Genomic DNA, 21,106 nt, shown 5'->3' on the forward strand with positions numbered 1-21,106 from the left:
CAAAAACCAAAGGTTACTTTTCCCAAATTTGGGTAAGTTTTCGTTTTCAAAGTGGGGGGGTTAGTTCGTTTCTTCCATTTGTATGTCAAAAGCCTGTTGAATTAAATCCATTACATTATCCAATTCACTCATTTTGCTGATGCCTACTTCAATATCCCCATTTCCCCATCTGCCTTTGTCGGTAACATCTAAACATAAACCCAATGGATCATCAATTTGATTAAACTCAATATTCAATGACAAACGTAATCTTGCTTTTTGTGGTACAATATCAACGAAGTTGGTATTGGACTTGAAAGCTATGTATAGCTTTTTGTATTCCTCTTTTACCGAAGCATCAATGTTTAATACTCTTTTCTTTAAAGCATAGTATAATTCAAGCATATCGCCTTTTAAATGCTCATAGTTTTCAATAGTGTAAACGCTAACTTCTTTTTCTTCACTGCGTTTGTACTTATCCAAAATTTCTTGTGAAAGATTTGGGGCAACCCAAATTTTAGATGCTTTAGCAGCTAATTCAACTGCTCTTTCCTGTATCTTTTCTTCATTCCAAACATTTACTTTTTGCATAAATGAATTTAAACGAAGTGGTGAATGGTCAAAGCCTCCTTCAATTGATTTCTTAATGTCAAAAGGGTTATCGCTTAATTCAGGATTGTAGCCGGTTAGTGTTAAGTTACCCAATGTATGTAAATACTTCTTCTGAACTTCTTGCCAATTATCGCCCAACATTGCTTGCCATTTTACATTCAATTTTGGGTTCTGTGGCATTATGTGTTCTATGGTGTAATCGTCTGTATTAAATATTTCCTTCCTGTTGTAATTTTCTAAGTTATGCAACAAGTAATTTCGGGAACGGAAATTGTAAACGTCTTTTAAACCTATTTCCTTTTCAAATTCAGTATCGTTAGGGAAGCGTTTGTAATTCTCCATCAATTGGAATGTAGCTTTTAAACTCTCCAGATAATGTGATGGATTTATGGACTTGTATAATGTAGCAAATGTTTTGTTCAAGCTGTTTGTTGGAATACCACAAATTGCTCTACGGAAAACATAGTTTTCAACCAGCTTTATTATTTCTTTAAAATCTTCTTTTGTAATTATTTCGGTTGCATAATCATTGTAAACTGGCAGTAGGAAAGGATAAGATACATCTACTTTTAGTTTAAGGATATTGGTAAACAATTTCTTCAAATCTGTATTTGCTTCTTTCCTTAAAACCATATTTACATAGTAGCCAGAGTATTTAAAAATATCCTGTACAACTTCGGTAATAGTTTTTGGTGCTTTGTTGCTTTGAACATAGGTTTTAAACTCTTCGTAAACCTTGTCTATTCTTGGTATTGCTCCTGTTTTAACTGAAAGGTAATCCCTCATAAACCAGTCAAACTTTGTTGCATATTCATTGCCGTAGCTTTGCTCCATTGGAAACCAATATTTTTCGTACAACTCGGTTTGCAGCTTTATATCCTGCCCCATTAAAATATAGTTTCTAATTAGGTCGGCTTGTGATAAGTCCAAACCTGTTGAGTTCATACTCTCAAATATCAATTGCGGATTATCTTTGTCCTTCTCTAATGCTACATCAACAATGAATAATCTTAGCACTCCATTATAAACTTCCTTTACATTTTCTTTTGATATTTTGCCTTTGAAAAATCTGTAATTCTCAACCAAACGCAAAGAGTATTCCCCAACTGGCTCAATTCCTTTTATTAGATTGATTAGAGTTTCTTTATCCCTTTTGGTAAGCAATAGTTTGTATCGTAATTCGCTTTCTTCCTCTGGGTTAAGCAAATAGTAATTCTGTAATTTGGTGAAGTTGGTATCTATATCAACATCGTTGTCCCTTATAAATTCAGATAAAGCAATAATCAATAATGAAACTGTGGTTAACCGCTGCTGTCCATCAATAACCAATAGTTTAGGCACATCAGAAACGGTGTGTATGTTTTCTTGAAAATATACCACTGAACCAATAAAATGCCCTTGTGTAGCTCCATCTGTGCTTACCTTTAAGATGTCATTGAATAGTTTATTGCATTGAGGCAACAACCAACTATATGTACGCTGGTAGATTGGAATTACAAATTGTTTAGGACCTTTTATTACGGTTAATAAGTTTGCTGATTTTGCTTGCATTTATTTTTAATTAGATTTTTGTTTATAAAAACCACAAATTGCTTTTGCCAAACTCTGGAATATTATCATCATCAAAGTATGGGTAAATTCTTGCCACCATTTCCGGGTACAATGTTGTTACTGGTAAATTCTGTTGGCTTATGCTTTTCCAATACATTCGGCTGAACTGATACACTTGGTCAATTAGTTGCTGTATGGTGTTATCATCCTCTAATAATTCGGGCTTTGTACTGCGGAATGATAGTTTGATTGGGAAATGATAATCTTTAGGCTTTAGGACAGAATTTGAAGTGTATCTGATGCTGTTAAACAATAAGTATTTATGTGAACCTACTTTTACAAATGTTCCACTCATAGGCATCTTACCCATTGTGTCGTTTATATCAAAGCCTACAATTTCTCTACTTTCGGTTTTGTTTACTGTGATTACAATAACTGGCAAATCTGCTTTGCCCAATGTGCCTAACATATTGAGTATTGGCTGTAATTCTTTCTTGTCGGATATTTCTTTGTAGAAATGAATGATAACCCTGTTTGCATTTGGTTTACGTTCTAAAAATATTTCTACTGCATTGCGAATTGATCCTGCAAGCATTTCGGTATCTCCTTCTCTAAAACAATTGAAGTTTTCAAATACACCATAGTTACCAAAACAAAAGGCACTACCAACAAATCTTTCTTCTTCATCCTGTGGTTTAAATGCACCTATACCAATAATTATTTCATCTTCATTATCGGCTTGTAAACGCCAGGGAATACCGCCCATTTTTGCCAGTAACGCTACATAGATATTTGAAAGGAAATTGTAAAAGTCCTCTTTGGGTAAATGGTCTTTGTAAAGCACCTGTGAGGATATATCTTTTTTTAGTAGTAGTTCTTTGAGTTTGTAATAAGCAATATGCTGTGGATGCTCTTTATCGTCTTTTGAAATGGGGCTTATGTATATGGCAATGTATCTTGTATTTGCTTCGGGTACAAAATTGCCTAACTGCTCTGCGACCTGTTCAAATATTTTATCGTTGTCCTCAAATATTATTCGTTTCTCTTTTGCAATGCTTAATGTTTGATTTATAAACCTGCTTAGATTCTTGGTGTGTTTTGGTACTCCGTTTACTTCTTTATGCCAACCGTTTATGATATACTCATAAATTGTATCTTGAATTAATTTACCATCTTCTCTATTGTATATAAATAGTAGCTTAACGTGGTTTTCGGTGTTCGATTTATATGGCTTGTGTTCGTACATACCCAAAAATGGGTTGATGTGAGTGCCATTTAAAAATTGCAGTTCGTTACTCTGTTTTCTTGTGTAATGTACTTTTTCTTCAAACAAATTAAAAAAGCCGTCTCGGTGAAGTTTGAATAGCTTTTTAAAATCGGGTTTGTTAATGTATGTTTTATAAAATGCCTGTATGTTTTTATGGTAAGGCAAATAAGCATTGTGGGGTTTGTTTTCTCTACGTTCTATTTGTTCGTTTTCCAATAAGTATGCACCTAATTTTCTACCAATAACCGGAAACAAAGTTTCTCGGTGTTGGCGAACATCATCAGGCATTGCATCGTGTTTGTACACAACTCCATTGCAGTTAATGAGTTTGAATAAGTGTGTATCAATGTCGCCTAAATCTTCAATGCTTTGGTGCATAATTCGGGTTGTACCATTGTATGCAATGAGCAATTCGTAACCTGTGGAAATAGTTTTGTAAGTAACCTTTAATGTGAACTTATTGTAGGTTTTATAGGTTGGGTGTGTAACGCTTTCATCTACTATCCAAACCTCTACATCATCAATATAATTTGAGTGTAAAACAACTCCCTCAATACCTTTGAAGTAATTGAAAATTTGATAGCGGAAATACTTTTGTGAAAAATCAATTGCTTTGAAAACATCAATTTCGGTTTCTATATCTGCTCCTTCGGTGGTAACAAAATCGGAATAATAAGACTTTAATTTTGCCTCTCTACCTTCAGGAAATTCATCCAATATTTTATCCCACTTAATGGATGCACCATTAGGAATTTTACTGCCAAAAAGGCAAATTTTAGTTTGCTTACTACTGGTGTAAATGGAATGATATTTAATTGAATTTGCTGCATTGATTACTTTTTCTTTTTATCAGATTTGGTGGGTTTAGTTATTTTTTTTATTTCGTTTTCAAAATCGCTTACAAAGTTTTGGTCTTGTATTACCCTAAATTTTGCATACTCTTTTTCTACCAATTTCATTGCTACTTCGTGGCTTACTTTCCCTGCATCCTTCAGTATTTGATATTCGTTGAATTGTAAGAAAGCATCTAATCTTGTTACCCAGTCTGCCATCTTCATTGGTATTTGTCTTTCAGCTTGCAGTTCTGCAAAATCCAAATACATTGTAACGATACGTTCCAACTCTTTGATTTCTTTTTCCTGCATATAGTTTTTTGCTGTGCCTATATCACCTTTTAATACTTTGCCAGTAGGTGCATTTTTCCAAGTGGTTAAACCCATATTGGGTTTACTGGCATCGGCTCTCTGTGCTATTAGTTCGGCTGCTGTTTTGCCTGTAATAGCCCAATGCAATTTGTTTTGAACCGTTTTAAAGAACTTCTGTGTTATTTCTGCCTCTTTATTGTAGTCAATGCTGCATTGCTCGTATATGTCGGTAATTTTGAGGTAAAAGCGTCTTTCACTGGCTCTTATTTCCCTGATACGTTCTAAGAGTTCATCAAAGTAATCTTTGCCAAAGCGTTTGCCTTGTTTGAGGCGTTCATCGTCTAACACAAAGCCTTTGATAATGAACTCTCTAAGGGTTTTGGTAGCCCAAATACGGAACTGGGTGGCATTGATTGAATTTACCCGGTAGCCTACGGCTATAATGGCATCTAAGCTGTAATAGGAAGTTTTATAGTTTTTGCCATCGGTGGCAGTTGTTTCCAAAATGGAAATAACTGAATTTTCCTCTAACTCGTTGGTTTCAAAAATATTGGTTAAGTGCTTGCTAATAGCTGGCACTTTTACCCCAAATAATTCTGCCATTGCCTTTTGCGTAAGCCAAAAGGTTTCGTTGTTAAAAACTACTTCTATTTTCACATTACCCGTTGGGGTGGTGTAAAATATGATGTCGTTATTTTGATTTTTATCTGCCATAGTTTTTAAAACTTTACAATTGTTTCTAAAGGTTGATTGGTTGATTTAATGAAAACTTCCTTTAAATAATTTTTATCCTTTTTACCATCTGATGTGCTGTATATTTTCTCATAAAAATCTTTCAAAGAAATCTGTTTATCCTCCGTTGCTTTTAAATCACCATCCTTATACATTAAGTATGTGGATTTAACTCTTAACACACAAATTTCTTTGGATGGTTCTTTGTAAATTCTTAGGTTTTCTTTAAGTGTTATTTCAAACATATATGTTTCAGGTTTCTTACTATCTACTAATTCAAAAACCAATACTGTGCCTTCTGGTAGTATGTGTTTTAGTTTTATTTTATTGAAATAGATTTTAAATATTTTGATACAGTCGTTTATTTCACTCTTAAACATTGGTGTATCATAATCATCGTGGCTACCAGAGTTTAGTAGGAACTTCCTGAATTTATCTAACTGATTGAAGTATTTATGCTGCAAATCATTCATCACAGAAAAATTCAAACAATGTTCTATCATACCACTTAAATCAAAATCTGAATAGTCTTCTGAAATTGTTTGCTTTTTTGAAAGTATTTTTTTGCAAAATTCCTCTCCTGCTTTTCTTAAATTATTTGCTGCTTCAGGCAAATTATTGCTTTTATAAAAATCTTCGGCTTTTTCTAAATATGTCTTTGAAGGCTTAATATGTGGTTTTGAATTGCCCAGCTCATCTTTTGTTTCGTACATTTCAATGTACTTCCAATTATCCTGTTCCAAAATATCTATCTTATGTTTTGCCATTTGGTAAAACATTCTATCGTGGGTAAGAATGATAATTTGGTAGTTGTCTATAAAATCTGCTGACAACAATAGTTCCAAAACCTTTTCTCTGTTTCGCATATCAAGGCTGATAAGTAAATCATCCAAAATGATAAACTTTAAACAGTCTGCTTGACGCTTTTCGGTAAGAATGGCTAACCTGATGGAAATGGCTAATGCTGATAATTTAGCTTCGTTTAAGAACGAATGAGGCTTGTGTAAAGCATCTTTTTCATTTTCGTATTCAGGTATATTTATTCTTAAAACAAATGGAATGGGTCTGTAAGTAGTTTCACCTTTCTCGTAATATGCCTCTTTTTCTAATTCTAAATAAAAAGGAAATTCATAACCCAGTTGCTTAAAATGTATTGGTGCTTGAATGTTGATGTACTCAATTAGCTTTTTTAAGCTGTCGTTGAAAGTTCTTACCAGTGTTTCAAATTCTTTCCATTCATTACTATTCTTGTAGGCTCTTATTTTACGTGGATTGGCACTTCTTACACTATCAACAATTTCGTGGCCTTGCTCTATTTGTTGCCAAATTTCAAAAGCATTACTAAACTCTTTTAATACAGTATTTCTTGTAATTTGAACTTTAGAAAATTGTACATACTTAAAAATGTCTTCTACAAATACCCAAAACAAATCTATTGGGTCGGAATGCCTGAATGCTGAAATGCCAAGCAACATTTTGTAGTTAATAAAATCGGAAGCATAGTTGGCTGTTTTAGCTTCTACGTTTTTATTAATTGCCACATCTGTTTTAGAAATACGATACGTTTTCTCTGGTGTATCGGTTGTTTTAAGTTCAATAAAACTATTGTAATTGTCTGACCCGGCAGGATCTTCTTTGGTATGAATATTTATTAAATTGTCTTTTAGCTTTATAGTTTTGCAGAAGTATTTTTTTATGTCGTCATCGTTTTCTTTTAGTGATGCTTCAAACAAGGTGTAGAATGCCCAATAAATAGAAGATTTGCCACTGCCATTTTCACCATACAACAAAAGGTTGCTACTGTTCATAACAATAGGCTGCTCTTGCTGAAAGAACTTGAAATTATTTAGCTGTATGGATTTTATTCTATTCTTCATTGGTGGTTATTGCGTAGCTAAATTTATTTTTGAAATAATGTTAGGGCTTTTAATATCTACAATATTGATACGCTGTCTTACTTGATTATCGGGGGTTTGTAACCATAAATAAAACTTCTTTATTTCCTCTGCCTTTTCATTACCTGCTATTAAATTACCTATCTGTTTCGGGTTAATAAACTGTAAGACATCTATACCCACATCTCTCATATGCTTTTCAAAATACAATTCGTAAACCATCATATTGAGGACATCTTCTACGTGTGCAGCAATTCTTTCATTTGTTGTATGGGTAAATAACTGCTCTGAATTTTTATCATTTAAAAAAAGTAGATAATCAACAAGATTTACGAAGGGAGTTTGTTTAGCAGGTTCTAATAATTTAATAAGAAGTTTTTCAACGTTTTCTTTTTTTACTTCTGCTAAGGCTTCTCCTTTCTCTGGATTTAAAGTCTCATAATAAAAATCCATTAATCTTGAATTAATGATGGCTAAAACATATTTTAGGTTGTAATTTTTATCTTTGGGATTAACAATGTGCAAGTTGTTCATACAAACAAACTTCTTAGTGTCTAATGTTGCTATTAGCCTATCTGAAGTTTGACGGATTACTATTTTTTCAGGCAAATCAAAATTTGCACTATATCTGGGTTCTGCCAAAAAATCACCGTATTGTATCCACCTTTTACCATCCCACAGAGTAACATATTTATTTATGTCTTTTCCTCTTAGTAATTCTCTATATGTATCATCTAATTTTTCAACTGCATCAAAAATTCTCTCATCAACCACTTCTTTAGTCTGTTTAGGTTTCCCTTTACCAACTTGATATGGTTTCATTCCAATAACTACATTGCAAATACTTGAAAGTGGATTATCATTCTGCTTTATCACATCAATAATTGCTTGAGAGCTTTCATTGATAAATATGTTTATAGGTTCACCATTAAGATTTTTCCATTTATCTTGATTTATTGTTGTTATACTCGGCTTTTCAATGTCAATGTATTCAAGAATTTGAACTAAGTTGTTATTAGAAATTTGTTTCTTAAAAATTACGACTTGCGTATCAACAACTGCATTTTCAAAAACACTTTTATGGTAATGAACAATGTTTAAAATTGTGTTATGGTCAACTATGTATTTTCTGAATTTTTCAAGTTTCAAATTTATCAACCAAGTATTTGGAATAATAAAGGCATTTACCGCATTAGGCTTCATCATTTGAAAACTCTTTTCGATAAATAATAAATAAGTATCTAACTGGTAATCTTGATGCTTGTATATGCTGTAATAAAGTTTTTTATCGTCTGCTGATAATTTTGCACCATAAGGCGGATTGCCAATAACAATATCAAAGCCATCATTTACACCAAACATCCACCAAGCATCAAACCAAGTGCAACTCGTATCTTCAAAAGGGCTAAATTCTAATAGGCGTTGGTACACTGCTGCATCATCTTTACTGACCCATTCTTTGGCGGTAGTCAATAGCTTTTTTTGTAGGCTTGTAAACTTTGTTTCCAAAGCTGTCTTTTCTTCCATACTGGCATTAAAATAATCGTGGCGTACCTGGGCTAAACCATCAGCTATTTCTTTTGTGCCACCCATATCCAAGTTTTTTATTTTGCCTAATGGTATCAACGTATTGGCACAAACAATTTTAAAACTTAAGTTGGGCAATGGTTGTGGTTCGGTTTCTTCTACTACTAAACTCAACCAAAAACGCAACCTTGCAATGTCCACCGCACCTGCATCAATATCTACCCCGTAAATACTTTCTTCAATGATGTGTTTTTTTATTTGAGCATCGGTAGTGCCTTTTTTAAATCCTTTGAGTTCTTGTAAATAAATTTGAGCATTGAAGATTTCCTGCAACAAGCCCATAGGGAAAGCTCCTGAACCAATGGCAGGGTCGCAAATTTTTACCTGCTCCAGAGCATCTATTATTTTAAAAGCATTCTTTTCTGCAAAAACTATTTCTTCTTTTGAAAGTTCTTGCTGCTGAATGATTTTATTGATGGTTTCTTTGCCAGTTTGGTTATCTGCAATGTTTAACTCATCACTTGCTATTAAGTATTCTTTCAGGCTCTCCCTGCACATATAATGTACTATCTCTTTTGGCGTATAGAAAGCTCCTTTGTCTTTGTTATCCTCCAACAAGTTTTCAAAAATATGTCCCAACATTTCGGGGTCAACGGCTACTGTGTGTTCATCAGGTGCATCTTCGTATATGGTGAAGTTGAAATTATTAAAGGTGTTAAACAGATTTTCAAATATTTCTGTTGGCATAGCCAACTTATTAAATTTTCTATCGTGGCTATCGTCAAACAAACCACCATTTAAGTATGGAAAACGAAGTGTGTTTGTTTCTTTTTCTGATGCTGTATTGTTTAAGGTTTTAAAAAATAAAGGAACAAGCTCCTGCGAATAAAAATCATCTTTGTGTTTGGAATTTTTGAATAAGTCAAACAAATAATCCTGATTGCCTTCCCCCCATTTTTTGCCTTGTCCTACTGCCAACCAACCTTTCTTTTGAATGAAATATAAAAACACAATACGCCCCATCATTCGTTTGCAAAAATCACGGGCTTGCTTTTCATCATTACCAAATAAATTTCTTAACTGAAAATTTGCAGGGTGTATTACTGTTTCAACAAACTTGTTGCCTTTTTTAACATACCGTTTACCAGTAATAAACTCTACAAAATCCTCATAAGATTTTTTATACTCGTTGAAAAAATCTTTACTTAATTTTTCTACAGAGAATGCCTCTTCAAAATCATTTAAAGTAAGGAATTGAAATATATTGCCTTGTTGCTTTTGAATGAGCTTGTCAAAGCGAATGGCTGCTGTAAGTGCCTTTTCGTTTTTACCAAATAAGTAAGTATAACGCTTGGGTGCTGTTTCTTTATCTTCAATGGTATCTGTTTCTTTGTTCTTTACTTTACGCTTGCTGATATAACTAAAACGCCATTTATCGCCTTGCACAAAAACCACCATTGCACCTGCTACCTGTTGCGTTATGCTTTTAATCAGATTTCTTAATCCTACACGGTTTCGGGTAAGTTTTACATTATCATTTAACTGTACTTCAAAGATGCCTATTTTGGTATATTCGTTTACTTCGTAATTGCCCAGTGAGTAACATTTTTTACTAATGGTTTTATCCATTAACTCTATACTGTGGGCATCGCCAAATAATTTGCCATTGGTAAAATGGCTTTGTAAAAATACTTTCCACTCCTTCTGATTATAAGGACTTTCAAGCAATTGTCGTATTTCTGTTATTGTCATTGTTAGTTCCTATTATTAAACAAAAGTTTCTGAAATAATTATTTTCGGTTCTAATGGCGTAGCATCTTTTTTTACTGTACGCTTTATTTTAGAAGTGTATTTTTTTGATAATGCAATAAGCTCTAATTCCAACTTGTTTGCATTGGGTTCATTACGCAGCTTGTAAACCTCGTTTGTAAGGTTGGCATACGTACCGTTTTTAAGCAATGGCAATAAATTAATTGCAGCTTGCTTGCTTTCCTCTGTGCTTAATGTATCGGATAACCAATTGCTTAATCTAACTACAGATGTTTGCGTTCTTACATCGCTTGTATCATCTTTACCGCCTACCATTTCAGGGGTTGTTATATCTTTTTCAAACTGGTTTAGAATATGATTGATTTGCTTGTAATGGATTTCGGGAATTGGTAAAATGCCCTCTTCCGTTTTCTTGGCTTCAAATGCTTTTACAGCTTTTTCAAAAGGCAAAGGGTAAGACTTATTTTGAGTATGCAGGTAAATGTTTTTGTAATCACCATTTTTTACAAATGCAATACTTTGTTCATTTCCACCTCCATCACGAATACAGCGAATTTTTAAAGGCATTTTTTTAATAGCAGTAAAATGTTCTTCGTTTTGTTCTTTGAACTTGCGAAGCCATTCTAAATACTCTGTCCTTATATCCTTATCCTCTTCTTTTTCCTCAAACATTCGGAACTGGTCTATTATTTCATCCAGTGTATAAATCTTATTGTCCTCTCCAAAAGTGCTGTGGCTACTTTGCAGTTTTGCTAATGATTTTTGTCTTAAATTAATTCTATCATCGCCTTGCTCTGAAGGGTAGAAATTATAATTGTAAATAGAATGTGCTTTTGAACCAATTCGATTGATACGCCCTAAACGCTGAATTAATTTAGTAGGGTTCCAGGGTGTATCATAGTTTACAATTACATTAGCCCTGTGCAGGTTGATACCTTCTGCCAATACATCGGTAGTGAGTATTATATCAAAGTCGTGTTTGAAATTTCCTTCATAGTTGGCATCAAAGTTTTCACGTATGGTTTCAAACTCTTTGTTTCTATTTTCGGAAGTAATGCTTAATACCTTGTAATTGGTTTCTTTTTTGAGCCTATCAGTAAGGTAATTTAGGGTATCGGCACTTTCTGTAAATATTACCAGTTTGCCCAATTCATTTTTAGTGCTGTCAAAATATTCTGTTTTAAACAAGTCAATAAACACATTCCATTTAGGGTCGTTGTGGTCTTCAATGGCTTGCCATTTTTCGTTTAAAATAGAAAGATGCTCATAGTCTTTTTTCAGCCCTTCAATAAATCCCTTTTTGAAATCTGTTTGTTTGAACTTTTTGTTCTTGGGCTTATCGTCATCAATTTTGAATATTTCAATTTCAATTTCTTCATCTGTATAACCCTTATTCAACAAGTCGGTAATATCCAAATCTGGTGCAATAAAAACATTATCCCTTTCATACATTTCTATCATTTGCAAGGTTGAAGAAGTAATCTTGCTTAGTGATTTTTTAAAGGCATAAAAGCTGCTTTCCAGCCTCTTAATTAACTGGGTTTGCATAATGAATGCTAATGACCTTGAAATGGTTTGTGCATTCTGATAAGTACCGGCATTGGCTTCATCCGTTAAATAGGCAATAGCTTGATAGCGGAAAAAATCAACTCGGTTTTTATCAATAATAGCGTTGGCTGTATCAATAAATAATTCTGCCAACTGGTGTGATAACTGATATTGATTTGCAAAAGGATCAGCAACTTTTGGAAATATAATGCCCTGTTCTATTAAGTCTTTTGCATAACGTTCATTACGCCTTAAATCTGTTCTTGTTCTGCGGATGGTAATGTCCTTTATAACTTTATCCCTTATATCCGTAAAAATTTCCTGTATAGCGTTTAAGTCTAATGGGGTTTGCTGAATGAGTGTTTTGTATCGTACAATATGAGGGTAAAAATATTTTTGCAAATTGGGTTCACTCAAACCACTATTTCTAATGTCTTGAAATAATGAAATGAGGTAATAAATATCTTCGGGTTTATTGTTTAATGGTGTTGCAGAAATTAATACTACTCTTTTTTCAAAGCCTTCAATGTTTCCTATATTTTCTCTGCCACTCTTACAAATGATTTGCAAGTTTTGAAACTGTTGGCTTCTATGGTTACGGAATTTATGGGCTTCATCCACTAATATTAAATCGTAGCGTTCTTTATCGCTGTAATTGTGGTCGCCCTCCACAATTTTATTCAAACTGCCGTTGGCAATAAAATGGCATTTCTCGTCAATTCTAAATTCTTTAAAGGTGCTTTTCCAGTTCTTTTCCAAAGTAGGCGGATATACTACCAACACTTTAGTTTTAGGACCATTATTGATAATGAATTTCTTTGCCAACAAAGCTGCCATAACTGTTTTACCAGTACCAACTACATCAGCTAAAAAGAAACCATTGTATTTAAGCAATAATTCATACCCTTGATTTACTGCATCAACTTGATAGCTTAATTTTTTAAACTTTTTCAGTGGAATATCGCTGATACTGTCGGGGTCGTACTCTATGTTTTTACCAAAAAATTCTATTAGAAACTTTACATACAACTCAAAGGGTGTAGGGGTTGCTTCTAAATACGTTTTCTTAATTAATGCCGGTGCATCTACTGGAAGTATTGGGGTGCTTTGCAACCACAATTTTTCAAACTCTGTATCTGCAAACATTACATTTTCATAATCCCTCAACTCAATATTCATTTCGTAATTATGTTCTACATCTTCTAAGCCTAAACCTTGTGCAGAAAGATTGGAAGAACCCATAATGACCATACCATTAGGGTTATGCTCATTGAAATTTGGAGAAAGGAAAATATAAAATTTAGAATGTAGCTTTTTTGAATTGTGTGCCCTTATTTCTATTCTGCCCGAAGCAATATCATCTATCAATTGTAAAATACCTTCTTCAATGTTCTTACCATACTTAGCATTTATAATATCATCTTGTATGCTTTCAATAAAACTTTGTTTGGTGTCCTTAGCGTTGGAGTTGAATAACAAACCTTGCTTTTGTGCTAATGCAATAAATGGGTCAACATTAATTCCTGCAATGATTTTTACTTTTAAATCAGCAGGGAAATGTTTGCGAATAGCAAAATACCCAGAGGCTCTAAAATAACCTATTACCGATTTGAAGTACTCAATGTTTTGCATATGCTCAAACACACCTACAAATTTTTTATAGAGAGTATTTTCGCCCTGATTTGTAAAAAAGTTTGATGCCATTTATTTATCTTTCTTTATTTTTTTAGTTACTGATTTCAATGCTTCGTCTGCCATTGGTTCGCCTTGAACCATATTATACAATTGGTCGGCAAGCCAAAGGGTTTGCAATTCTTCTACATCAGCTTTGAGTATTTGGGCTAATAATGGTATTTGCTCTTTCTTTAATTGCCTGTCGCCTCGTTCTACTTTGCTAATAATAGAAGTGTCCACATCCAACTGGGAAGCAAGCTGCCGCAGCAACATATTTTGCTTCGTTCTTAGTTCTCTTATACGTTCACCAAACTGTGTTGCCATTATAATAATATTGTCTTGACAAATATTGGCAAATATAAGAAAACAAAACCAAATAACTTAGCAAAGTGAAAAACTATTGAGCAAATGGGGAAATGAGGATTTAAGGAAAAGCGGACTACGCTTCCTCATATCCTTAAATCCTCAAAGTAGAACTATTGAGGATTTTTGGCGTTGGGGTTGGTGTACTGGTCGTGACCATCGTACTGGATAATATCAGCATCTTTAAACTCCTTGATGTAACGCTGTGCTGACTTGTCGGTAATGCCCAAACTTAGGGCTGTGGCTACATAGGTTTGGCGGTTGAAGTGGTAAGGCAGGTTTTCTAAAAACTGCTCTTTCTTGTGCTTTGGTTTTGGCTTGTATGTTTCCTGGGCTATTTGAGAATACACATAACTGCTGTGCTTTACCAATATAGTAATCATATCCAACGTATTTTGAAAGTCGGTATCGTTACAATAAATGGTCTGTTCTATGTTTCCATCTTCCATAATTCGGAGTGCTGAAAAAATCATCATTATACGGTAGGCAATTAAGCCCAAACGCCTTACTGAACTGATAATCTCTTCTTCTTGGATATTGACATACAGGGTTTGCATTTTCTCAAAGAATTGATTGAATTGCAATTGCTGTGATGGGGTCAAAGAAAAGTGTACATCGGGGTTGGCTTGTAAAGTTTGGTACAAACTGAAAAACTCATTGCCCAGCTTTTCAAAATGCACATCTAAACCGTTTTCTGTTTTAGAGGCAAATACATCTTTCCAAATCAATTTCATATTCATTACATAGAACATAAAACGGCTGAATAAACCATTTTCAGCATTGGGAATGAGGGTTGTAATTTGCTTGGGTGTACCTGAAAGTAAAGCTGATAAACAAGGTCTGTCAATTTCAACATATTCCTTGTCTGTTCTGCGATAGTATGAGATAGGTTCGTGTTGAAAAGCATTGCGAAAACCATCGCTAAAGTCTCCGTAATCGCTTTTAAATGCTTTGGCAAGGGTATCACCCTCTGTTTCAAAAATAAGCCCTCTTTTGTCGCTATCGCCCAATATTTCTAAAAAGCCAGTTGCACTGTTATTGGCAGGAATGAACAACATTTTTTGAGGTGGTTTCTGTGGCTTTTCGGTGTTGGCATCTTTACCCTTGTTTGCGTTGTACTCTTGCATATCCACCTCAAACTGTTGCTTCATTATCTTGGCTTGGTTTCTTAGTGCTAAGTGTATGGGTTCAACCAATTTTCGGCAATGAATTAAAATGCCTTTCCCTGCTGATGCTTTGGCAGAAATGAAAATGAACAAGTTTGTATTTACTGGATTATCGCCATACTTACCAATGAGTTTAGGAAATGCCACACTTAACGTAACCAATGAGCCTAACAATAAAATATCCCTTTCTTCTTTGGTGGTGGCTACTCCTGTAATGTGTTTTAAAAACTCTGGTATTGTTTCAAACACTGCATCGGGCAAAGTAGGCATTTGTTCTTCGGGCTTTGCTTCCTCTTGATCCGTTGCTTTTTGCTTTGGTTCAAATTTTTTGTGTTCTTGAGTGTGGTGTGAATAGGCACTATTTACGGCAGTCTTAATTTCTCTTTCAGATAAATCAAAATGCTGTGTACATAGTATTTCAGTATCGGATTGCGATAAACCAACTCTGTTGCAATTAGAAGCAAGCAGATAAATATAATTATTTCTGTTTCCATCGGTGTATGATGCTTTTTGGTTTGTGAATTGAATTTGTTGATTGAATAAAAATGTAATGTTGAGGTCTTCGGGTTCTGCCGTTTCTATTGGAACAACTGGAGCAATAGCCGTAGGCGTTTGCGATTGTTGTACTTGAATGAATTGGGGCAAAGCCACAATGAATTTCTCGTTTTGGATGGTTCGGTATGCGTTGGGGTCGTGGCTCATAAAACAAAGCCTTGTAACATCTTTGCAGCTTGGGTCTGCCTTTAATCCTGTGGCATCTTCATAGTACTTCTGCACTTGCAAATAAGCAATGTCGTGGTGTTCCAGTTCGGTGCTTACCTCAACAAATACTTTTAAGCCGTTGCCACTTGGACTGATGAAGCAAAGTGATGTGTAGGAGATTTTACTAATGATTGCAAACGCAGTTTGCAACTCTTCCTGTGTTAGTTTGTCAAAATCTAAATGCACAAAGCCACTGTACATTTCAAGAAAAGGCATTTGCCTTTTTTCGCTGAATACAGCCGAAGGCGTAAAAGCTAATAACTGTTTCTTTTTTTCATTAGCTGCCTCCTTATTGCCTTGTGCAATGAGATTGCGGATTTCTTCTACTTCCGTTTTGTACTTGTCGGAAATAATGTCTTTACCTATCAGCAGTAGAGATTTTTTTTCTACCGGGACAGTAAAGTTTTTAAATATGGTACTTGATGCCATTTCTTTTCTTTCTTATCGGTTAAAAAATTCTATTTGCGTTTGTTCTTGAGTATGTACTCGGTAGCCATAGCATCAATTTCATCAGTAGATGATTGACGGTTACGCTGCAACCAGTCGTCTAACTCGGAACGCTTGAAATAGAGTTTCTTTCCCTGGGGACAGAAATGGGGAATACTCTTTGTACTTGTAAGTTTGTACAAATGTGAAGGACTTACATCAAGGAATGTGCAAGCCTCGTTGAAGTTTAATACTGTTTTTTGCAGTAAGTTTTGCTCATCTAATTTGTTTGCAATTTCTGTGAGCTTGTCGAGAATTAAATTTTCTGTTGCCATCTTTTTATATTTTTTAAATTGATGGAACAAAACTCTACAATGCAGTAGGGGCAAAGGTTAAGGGGTTATTCCCTTAATCACTATTCATAATAATCTTAATGTTTTTTATTGCATTTGTTTGAAGATTTTATCAATAGTTGCTTTTTCTTTCGGCTCAACTGCGTTCTTATTATTACTTGCTGAAAGATTATTTGCAGTAATTAGATTGTCGATTTTAGAATAGAACAATTGCGATTTTTCAATATTGGCTAAAGTGAGATTATGAAAGTAAGGTTTGAATTTATTGACGATGTATCTAAAGTTCTTGGTTTCGCAATTGATTTGGATTTTCACAGAATTGGGCAATATGCTTTTTGATATTAATACTTTCAACAATTCATCTGCACTGGTAACATCTTCATTCAAAAATTCTACTTGGTGGCACAATTGATTTACTACTGATTTCAACTTTTCAAAATCATCTTTAAAGCCAAAGTTTAATACCTCTTGTCCTTTGAAATCAATATCCGCAGGGGTTAATGGTTTCAACTCTTGTATTAATGCCTTTGGTAAATTCAAATCCAACAAATAAAAATCTTCAATACTGGTGGGGCTATCAATACTGTCTTTGCTCAATTCCTGTATATCAAAAAATAAAATAGTAAGGTGCTGCCTTAACAACTGCAATACAAAATGAGGTAAGGTGCTTTGCTCGGTAGGTGCTTCCTCAAATCCTCTTTCCTTAATCTCCTTAACTGTGTTTACTGTAAGTGCTTTGATGTTCTTTAATGCAATGGTGGTATGATACACTATATCCACCTTTTTGCTGTACTTCTGCATCTTGGCATTAAAAGCATTGTAAACACGAAGTGTTTCAAGGCTGATAACTGCATTATAAAACTTGCTTACTGCATCGCTGTAAGCTGGAAAATCTATTGCGTAGCAATGGTTTTTCAAAGTGCTTGTACCCTTTGTATTTTGCTTTGTAAGCCATTTGGAGAGGTCGGAATAATCAGCCAACAATATTTGAAGCTGTTGCACCAACTCGGCTTCTGTAGTGGGTTCTTTACTGCCTACCTTTTTTATTTTCTCGTTGATGGCTTTTGTGCCTTTGGCATCAAAAGTCCAGGGCATAAGTTCTTTGAACAAAATGCTATTCAATATTTTTATTTCCATTATAAGCCAATATTTATTTTGTTAGCTGCTACTGTTTTCTTTTCATCAATTACATTAGCATAAATCTGTGTTGTTTTTAAATGCCTGTGTCCAAGCAACTTTGATACTGTGAAAATATCAGTACCTAAAGTAAGCTGCAATGTGGCGTATGTGTGCCTTGCACAGTGGAAAGTGATGTGCTTTTCAATACCTGCTTTTATCATCCATCTATACAAATCAGCATTGCGACTATCGGAGTAAATCAAATCAGGAAACACCGGGTCGGTTGGCTTTCCTTTTTCTCCTAATAAATTGTAGGCTTCATCAGATATGGGCAATGTTTCAGATCCTTTTGTTTTTTGCTGTACGAAACGGATGTAATGCCCTAACTCTGTTGATTGTTGCATTTCACTCCATTTCAATTTCTGAATATCGCTGAAACGTAACCCAGTCAGACAAGCAAAAATAAAAGCCCTTTTCATCAACTCGTTTTTACATTCGGTTTTGGCTAAGGTCTTTAATTCATCAAGTGTTAAAAACTCTCTTACTGGTTCGCCTTGTGGCAAGCCTTCTACCATTTCGGCAGGGTTGGTTTTTAGTATGCCATCCCTCACAGCTTGTTTGAGTGCTGCTCTGAACTTATTGAAGTAGCTGTATTTGGTATTGGTTGAAATTGCCTTTTTGGTTTTGGTACTGGCTTCTTTCAATAGGTAATCCCTGAAGCCATCAACAAAGGCTTTATTGATTTGGTTAAATTGTATATCTCTTGGGCAATACTTTTTCAAGTGCTTGATGGTGCTATCCCAATTGCCATAATTCCCTTTGCTGTCTTTTCTCTTTTCAGCCAATGCCTCCATATACATAATGAAGTACGTTTTTAGCTTCTCCTTATCGTGGAAATCATAAGTGCTGTTTTGTATCTCCAAATGCCTTTTACTGCGGATGGTTTCAGCCAATGCCAATATCTTTTTATTCTCCTCTTTTACTGCATTAGTGAGCTTCCCTTTTTCGGGGTCGGGTGTTAGGTACAAATTCAAATACTCGTATTGGCGTTTGCCATTGGAGTAGTACTCTAAATAAAGGCTTATTTTATCGCCTTTGAGCCGTTGTCTTAATGTTACTTTCATTTTCTTATCAGTTAAATAAATTATCAATTGAAGCCCTTTTGATGATGGTGCGACTGCCCAGCTTTGCCACTGGCAAACGATTACTTTTTATCATCCGTTGAATGGTCCATCTGCTTGCACCCAATAGGGTAGCAACTTCCAGTATGCTTAAAAATTCTTTCTCTCTTAAATTAGTGTGATTACCTGCTATCGGATTGGATAGGGTTTCAGTAGCAACTACTGGAGAAGGGGAAACAATTTTGCTTTGTTGGTTCTTAAATTCTGCGTTTACTTTTTCTTCTCGTTTGGTTTTCTTGTAGGCTGCACTGTTGCACTTATGGCCACAATACTTCGTTGTGGTCTTTTGGGCTATAAAAGCCTTACCACAATGATTACAGAATTTAGGAAGTTTAATTGTACTACTCATTTGTTGCTACTTGTTGCAGTATGTTGCTGGGTGGTGCTACTTGGTGCATTATTTCGCCTGACTTCCATCAAACTGATATGTGGGCAACAAAATAGCCAATTGGGCAACAACTGGGCAACAAATATAAGTAAAAAAGTAGAGTTGGGCAACAAAAAAGAGAAAGAAAAGTGTACTGAAACTCAACAAAAACAGGCACTTAACAAACAAAAGAAAGTAAATTACTTTCCGATACAGAACTTACCGAATATATTTCCTAAAATTTCATCGTTTGTAATTTCTCCACTAATTTCGGATAAATTATATAATGCTTGTCGAATAGATTGCGCCAAAAGATCTGTTTGCAAATTCGTTTCAATACCTGAAATTGCTTCCTGAAGATTTTGTGCTGCTTTATTTAATGCACCCTGATGTCTTGCATTCACCACAATTAAATCTGTACTTATAGACTGATTTCCAATGGCAACTTGATATAATCGACTTTTCAAATATTCAATATTCATAGCATTCTTTGCAGAACATGGAATGATGTTTTCTTTATCCAAATTTATATCCGTAAAAGTTTCATAATCTATTGTCGGATTTAAATCCATTTTATTTGCTAAAACAAGAAAAGGCTGGCCTGGTTTAATTAAAGATTGAAGATCCCGATGCAATTCAATTTTAGAAGTTTTGATAACGTCAAAAACATAAATTAAAACAGATGATTCTGCAATTTTTTCCATCGTGCGCTGCACACCCAGAGCTTCAATTTGATCTTGCGCCTCCCGAATTCCTGCTGTATCTATCAAACGAAATAAAACACCCTGAATATTGAGTTTCTCTTCAATCGTATCTCTTGTTGTACCCGCTATTTCTGAAACTATAGCGCGTTCCTCATTTAATAAAGCATTTAATAAGGTAGATTTTCCTGCATTTGGTCTGCCAGCTATGACCGTTATAATTCCATTCTTGACAGCATTTCCTAAATGAAAACTGCCATTCAACTTCTGAATTTCAAACAATATCTCTTTAAGTAAATTCCGTAATTTGGATCGATCCGCAAACTGCACATCTTCTTCCCCAAAATCTAATTCCAACTCAATTAAACTAATAAAATTCAATAACTCTAAACGCAATAATTGAATTTGATTTTTTATCCCTCCTTTCAATTGATTCAATGCAATATCATGAGCTGCTTTTGATTCTGAAGCAATTAAATCTGCAACTGCTTCTGCTTGTGACAAATCTAACTTCCCATTTAAAAATGCACGCAATGTAAATTCTCCAGGTTTTGCCAATTTTGCGCCCGCATCTACTAGCGTTTGAAGAATTTCTTGCAATATAAAAGGTGATCCATGACAAGAAATTTCAATTACATCTTCTCCTGTATATGAATGCGGTGTCCGAAATACAGATACTAAAACTTCATCTAAAAGCTCCCCCCTTCATATTGCGAATCCTACCAAAATGAAGTGTTTGTCCGGATTGTTCCTGAAGCTTTTTACCATCAAATAGTTTAGTTGCAATTGCAATACTTTCAATTCCGGAAATTCGAATCACTCCTAATGCCCCAAATCCTGGTGGTGTAGCTATAGCAACGATAGTGTTTGTATCCAATTTATAGGTATTTCGGAATTAATTTATGCAAATCTATGTTTATGTATTGAAATGCTTGACCAAACGGTCTAATTTAATTATTTTCGCAGCA

General features: G+C 34.5%; 12 protein-coding genes and 1 pseudogene. All 13 read right to left on the minus strand.

Going from position 1 to position 21,106, the window contains the following annotated elements; all coding sequences use genetic code 11:
* Positions 1-60 precede the first annotated feature (60 nt).
* On the minus strand, positions 61-2,142 hold the full coding sequence (locus tag IPO86_12910) for a DUF262 domain-containing protein (GenBank protein MBK9729007.1): 2,082 nt from the start codon (positions 2,140-2,142) through the stop codon (positions 61-63).
* Between the two features lie 22 nt (positions 2,143-2,164).
* Positions 2,165-4,126 carry a hypothetical protein gene (locus IPO86_12915; protein MBK9729008.1) on the minus strand — a complete coding sequence of 654 codons (1,962 nt, stop codon included), beginning with the start codon at positions 4,124-4,126 and terminating at the stop codon, positions 2,165-2,167.
* 116 nt (positions 4,127-4,242) lie between these two features.
* Positions 4,243-5,268: a virulence RhuM family protein gene (locus IPO86_12920; protein ID MBK9729009.1), complete on the minus strand. Its 1,026-nt coding sequence runs from the start codon at positions 5,266-5,268 to the stop codon at positions 4,243-4,245.
* Positions 5,269-5,273: 5 nt separating this feature from the next.
* Positions 5,274-7,163 carry a hypothetical protein gene (locus IPO86_12925; protein ID MBK9729010.1) on the minus strand — a complete coding sequence of 630 codons (1,890 nt, stop codon included), beginning with the start codon at positions 7,161-7,163 and terminating at the stop codon, positions 5,274-5,276.
* Between the two features lie 6 nt (positions 7,164-7,169).
* The gene (locus IPO86_12930) at positions 7,170-10,460 is read right to left on the minus strand and encodes an N-6 DNA methylase (protein ID MBK9729011.1); all 3,291 of its coding nucleotides are present in this window, start codon (positions 10,458-10,460) and stop codon (positions 7,170-7,172) included.
* A 15-nt stretch (positions 10,461-10,475) separates the two neighbouring features.
* Complete coding sequence (locus IPO86_12935) at positions 10,476-13,730, minus strand: DEAD/DEAH box helicase family protein (GenBank protein ID MBK9729012.1); 3,255 nt, start codon at positions 13,728-13,730, stop codon at positions 10,476-10,478.
* Positions 13,731-14,024, minus strand: a complete 294-nt coding sequence (locus IPO86_12940; protein MBK9729013.1) for a helix-turn-helix transcriptional regulator — start codon at positions 14,022-14,024, stop codon at positions 13,731-13,733.
* A gap of 152 nt (positions 14,025-14,176) precedes the next feature.
* Positions 14,177-16,420 carry a DUF3987 domain-containing protein gene (locus tag IPO86_12945; GenBank protein MBK9729014.1) on the minus strand — a complete coding sequence of 748 codons (2,244 nt, stop codon included), beginning with the start codon at positions 16,418-16,420 and terminating at the stop codon, positions 14,177-14,179.
* Positions 16,421-16,449: 29 nt separating this feature from the next.
* A complete protein-coding gene (locus tag IPO86_12950) occupies positions 16,450-16,752 on the minus strand; it encodes a helix-turn-helix domain-containing protein (protein ID MBK9729015.1) in 303 nt (100 codons plus the stop codon).
* Positions 16,753-16,857: 105 nt separating this feature from the next.
* A complete protein-coding gene (locus IPO86_12955) occupies positions 16,858-17,907 on the minus strand; it encodes a hypothetical protein (GenBank protein MBK9729016.1) in 1,050 nt (349 codons plus the stop codon).
* Positions 17,907-19,013: a site-specific integrase gene (locus IPO86_12960; protein ID MBK9729017.1), complete on the minus strand. Its 1,107-nt coding sequence runs from the start codon at positions 19,011-19,013 to the stop codon at positions 17,907-17,909. The genes IPO86_12955 and IPO86_12960 overlap by 1 nt, the downstream gene beginning before the upstream one ends.
* A gap of 7 nt (positions 19,014-19,020) precedes the next feature.
* Positions 19,021-19,419 carry a helix-turn-helix domain-containing protein gene (locus tag IPO86_12965; GenBank protein ID MBK9729018.1) on the minus strand — a complete coding sequence of 133 codons (399 nt, stop codon included), beginning with the start codon at positions 19,417-19,419 and terminating at the stop codon, positions 19,021-19,023.
* A 218-nt stretch (positions 19,420-19,637) separates the two neighbouring features.
* Positions 19,638-21,015: pseudogene (gene mnmE / locus IPO86_12970) on the minus strand (tRNA uridine-5-carboxymethylaminomethyl(34) synthesis GTPase MnmE).
* Between the last annotated feature and the right edge of the window lie 91 nt (positions 21,016-21,106).

Source organism: Saprospiraceae bacterium (assembly GCA_016717265.1).
In the GTDB taxonomy this organism is placed as follows: Bacteria; Bacteroidota; Bacteroidia; order Chitinophagales; family Saprospiraceae; genus Vicinibacter.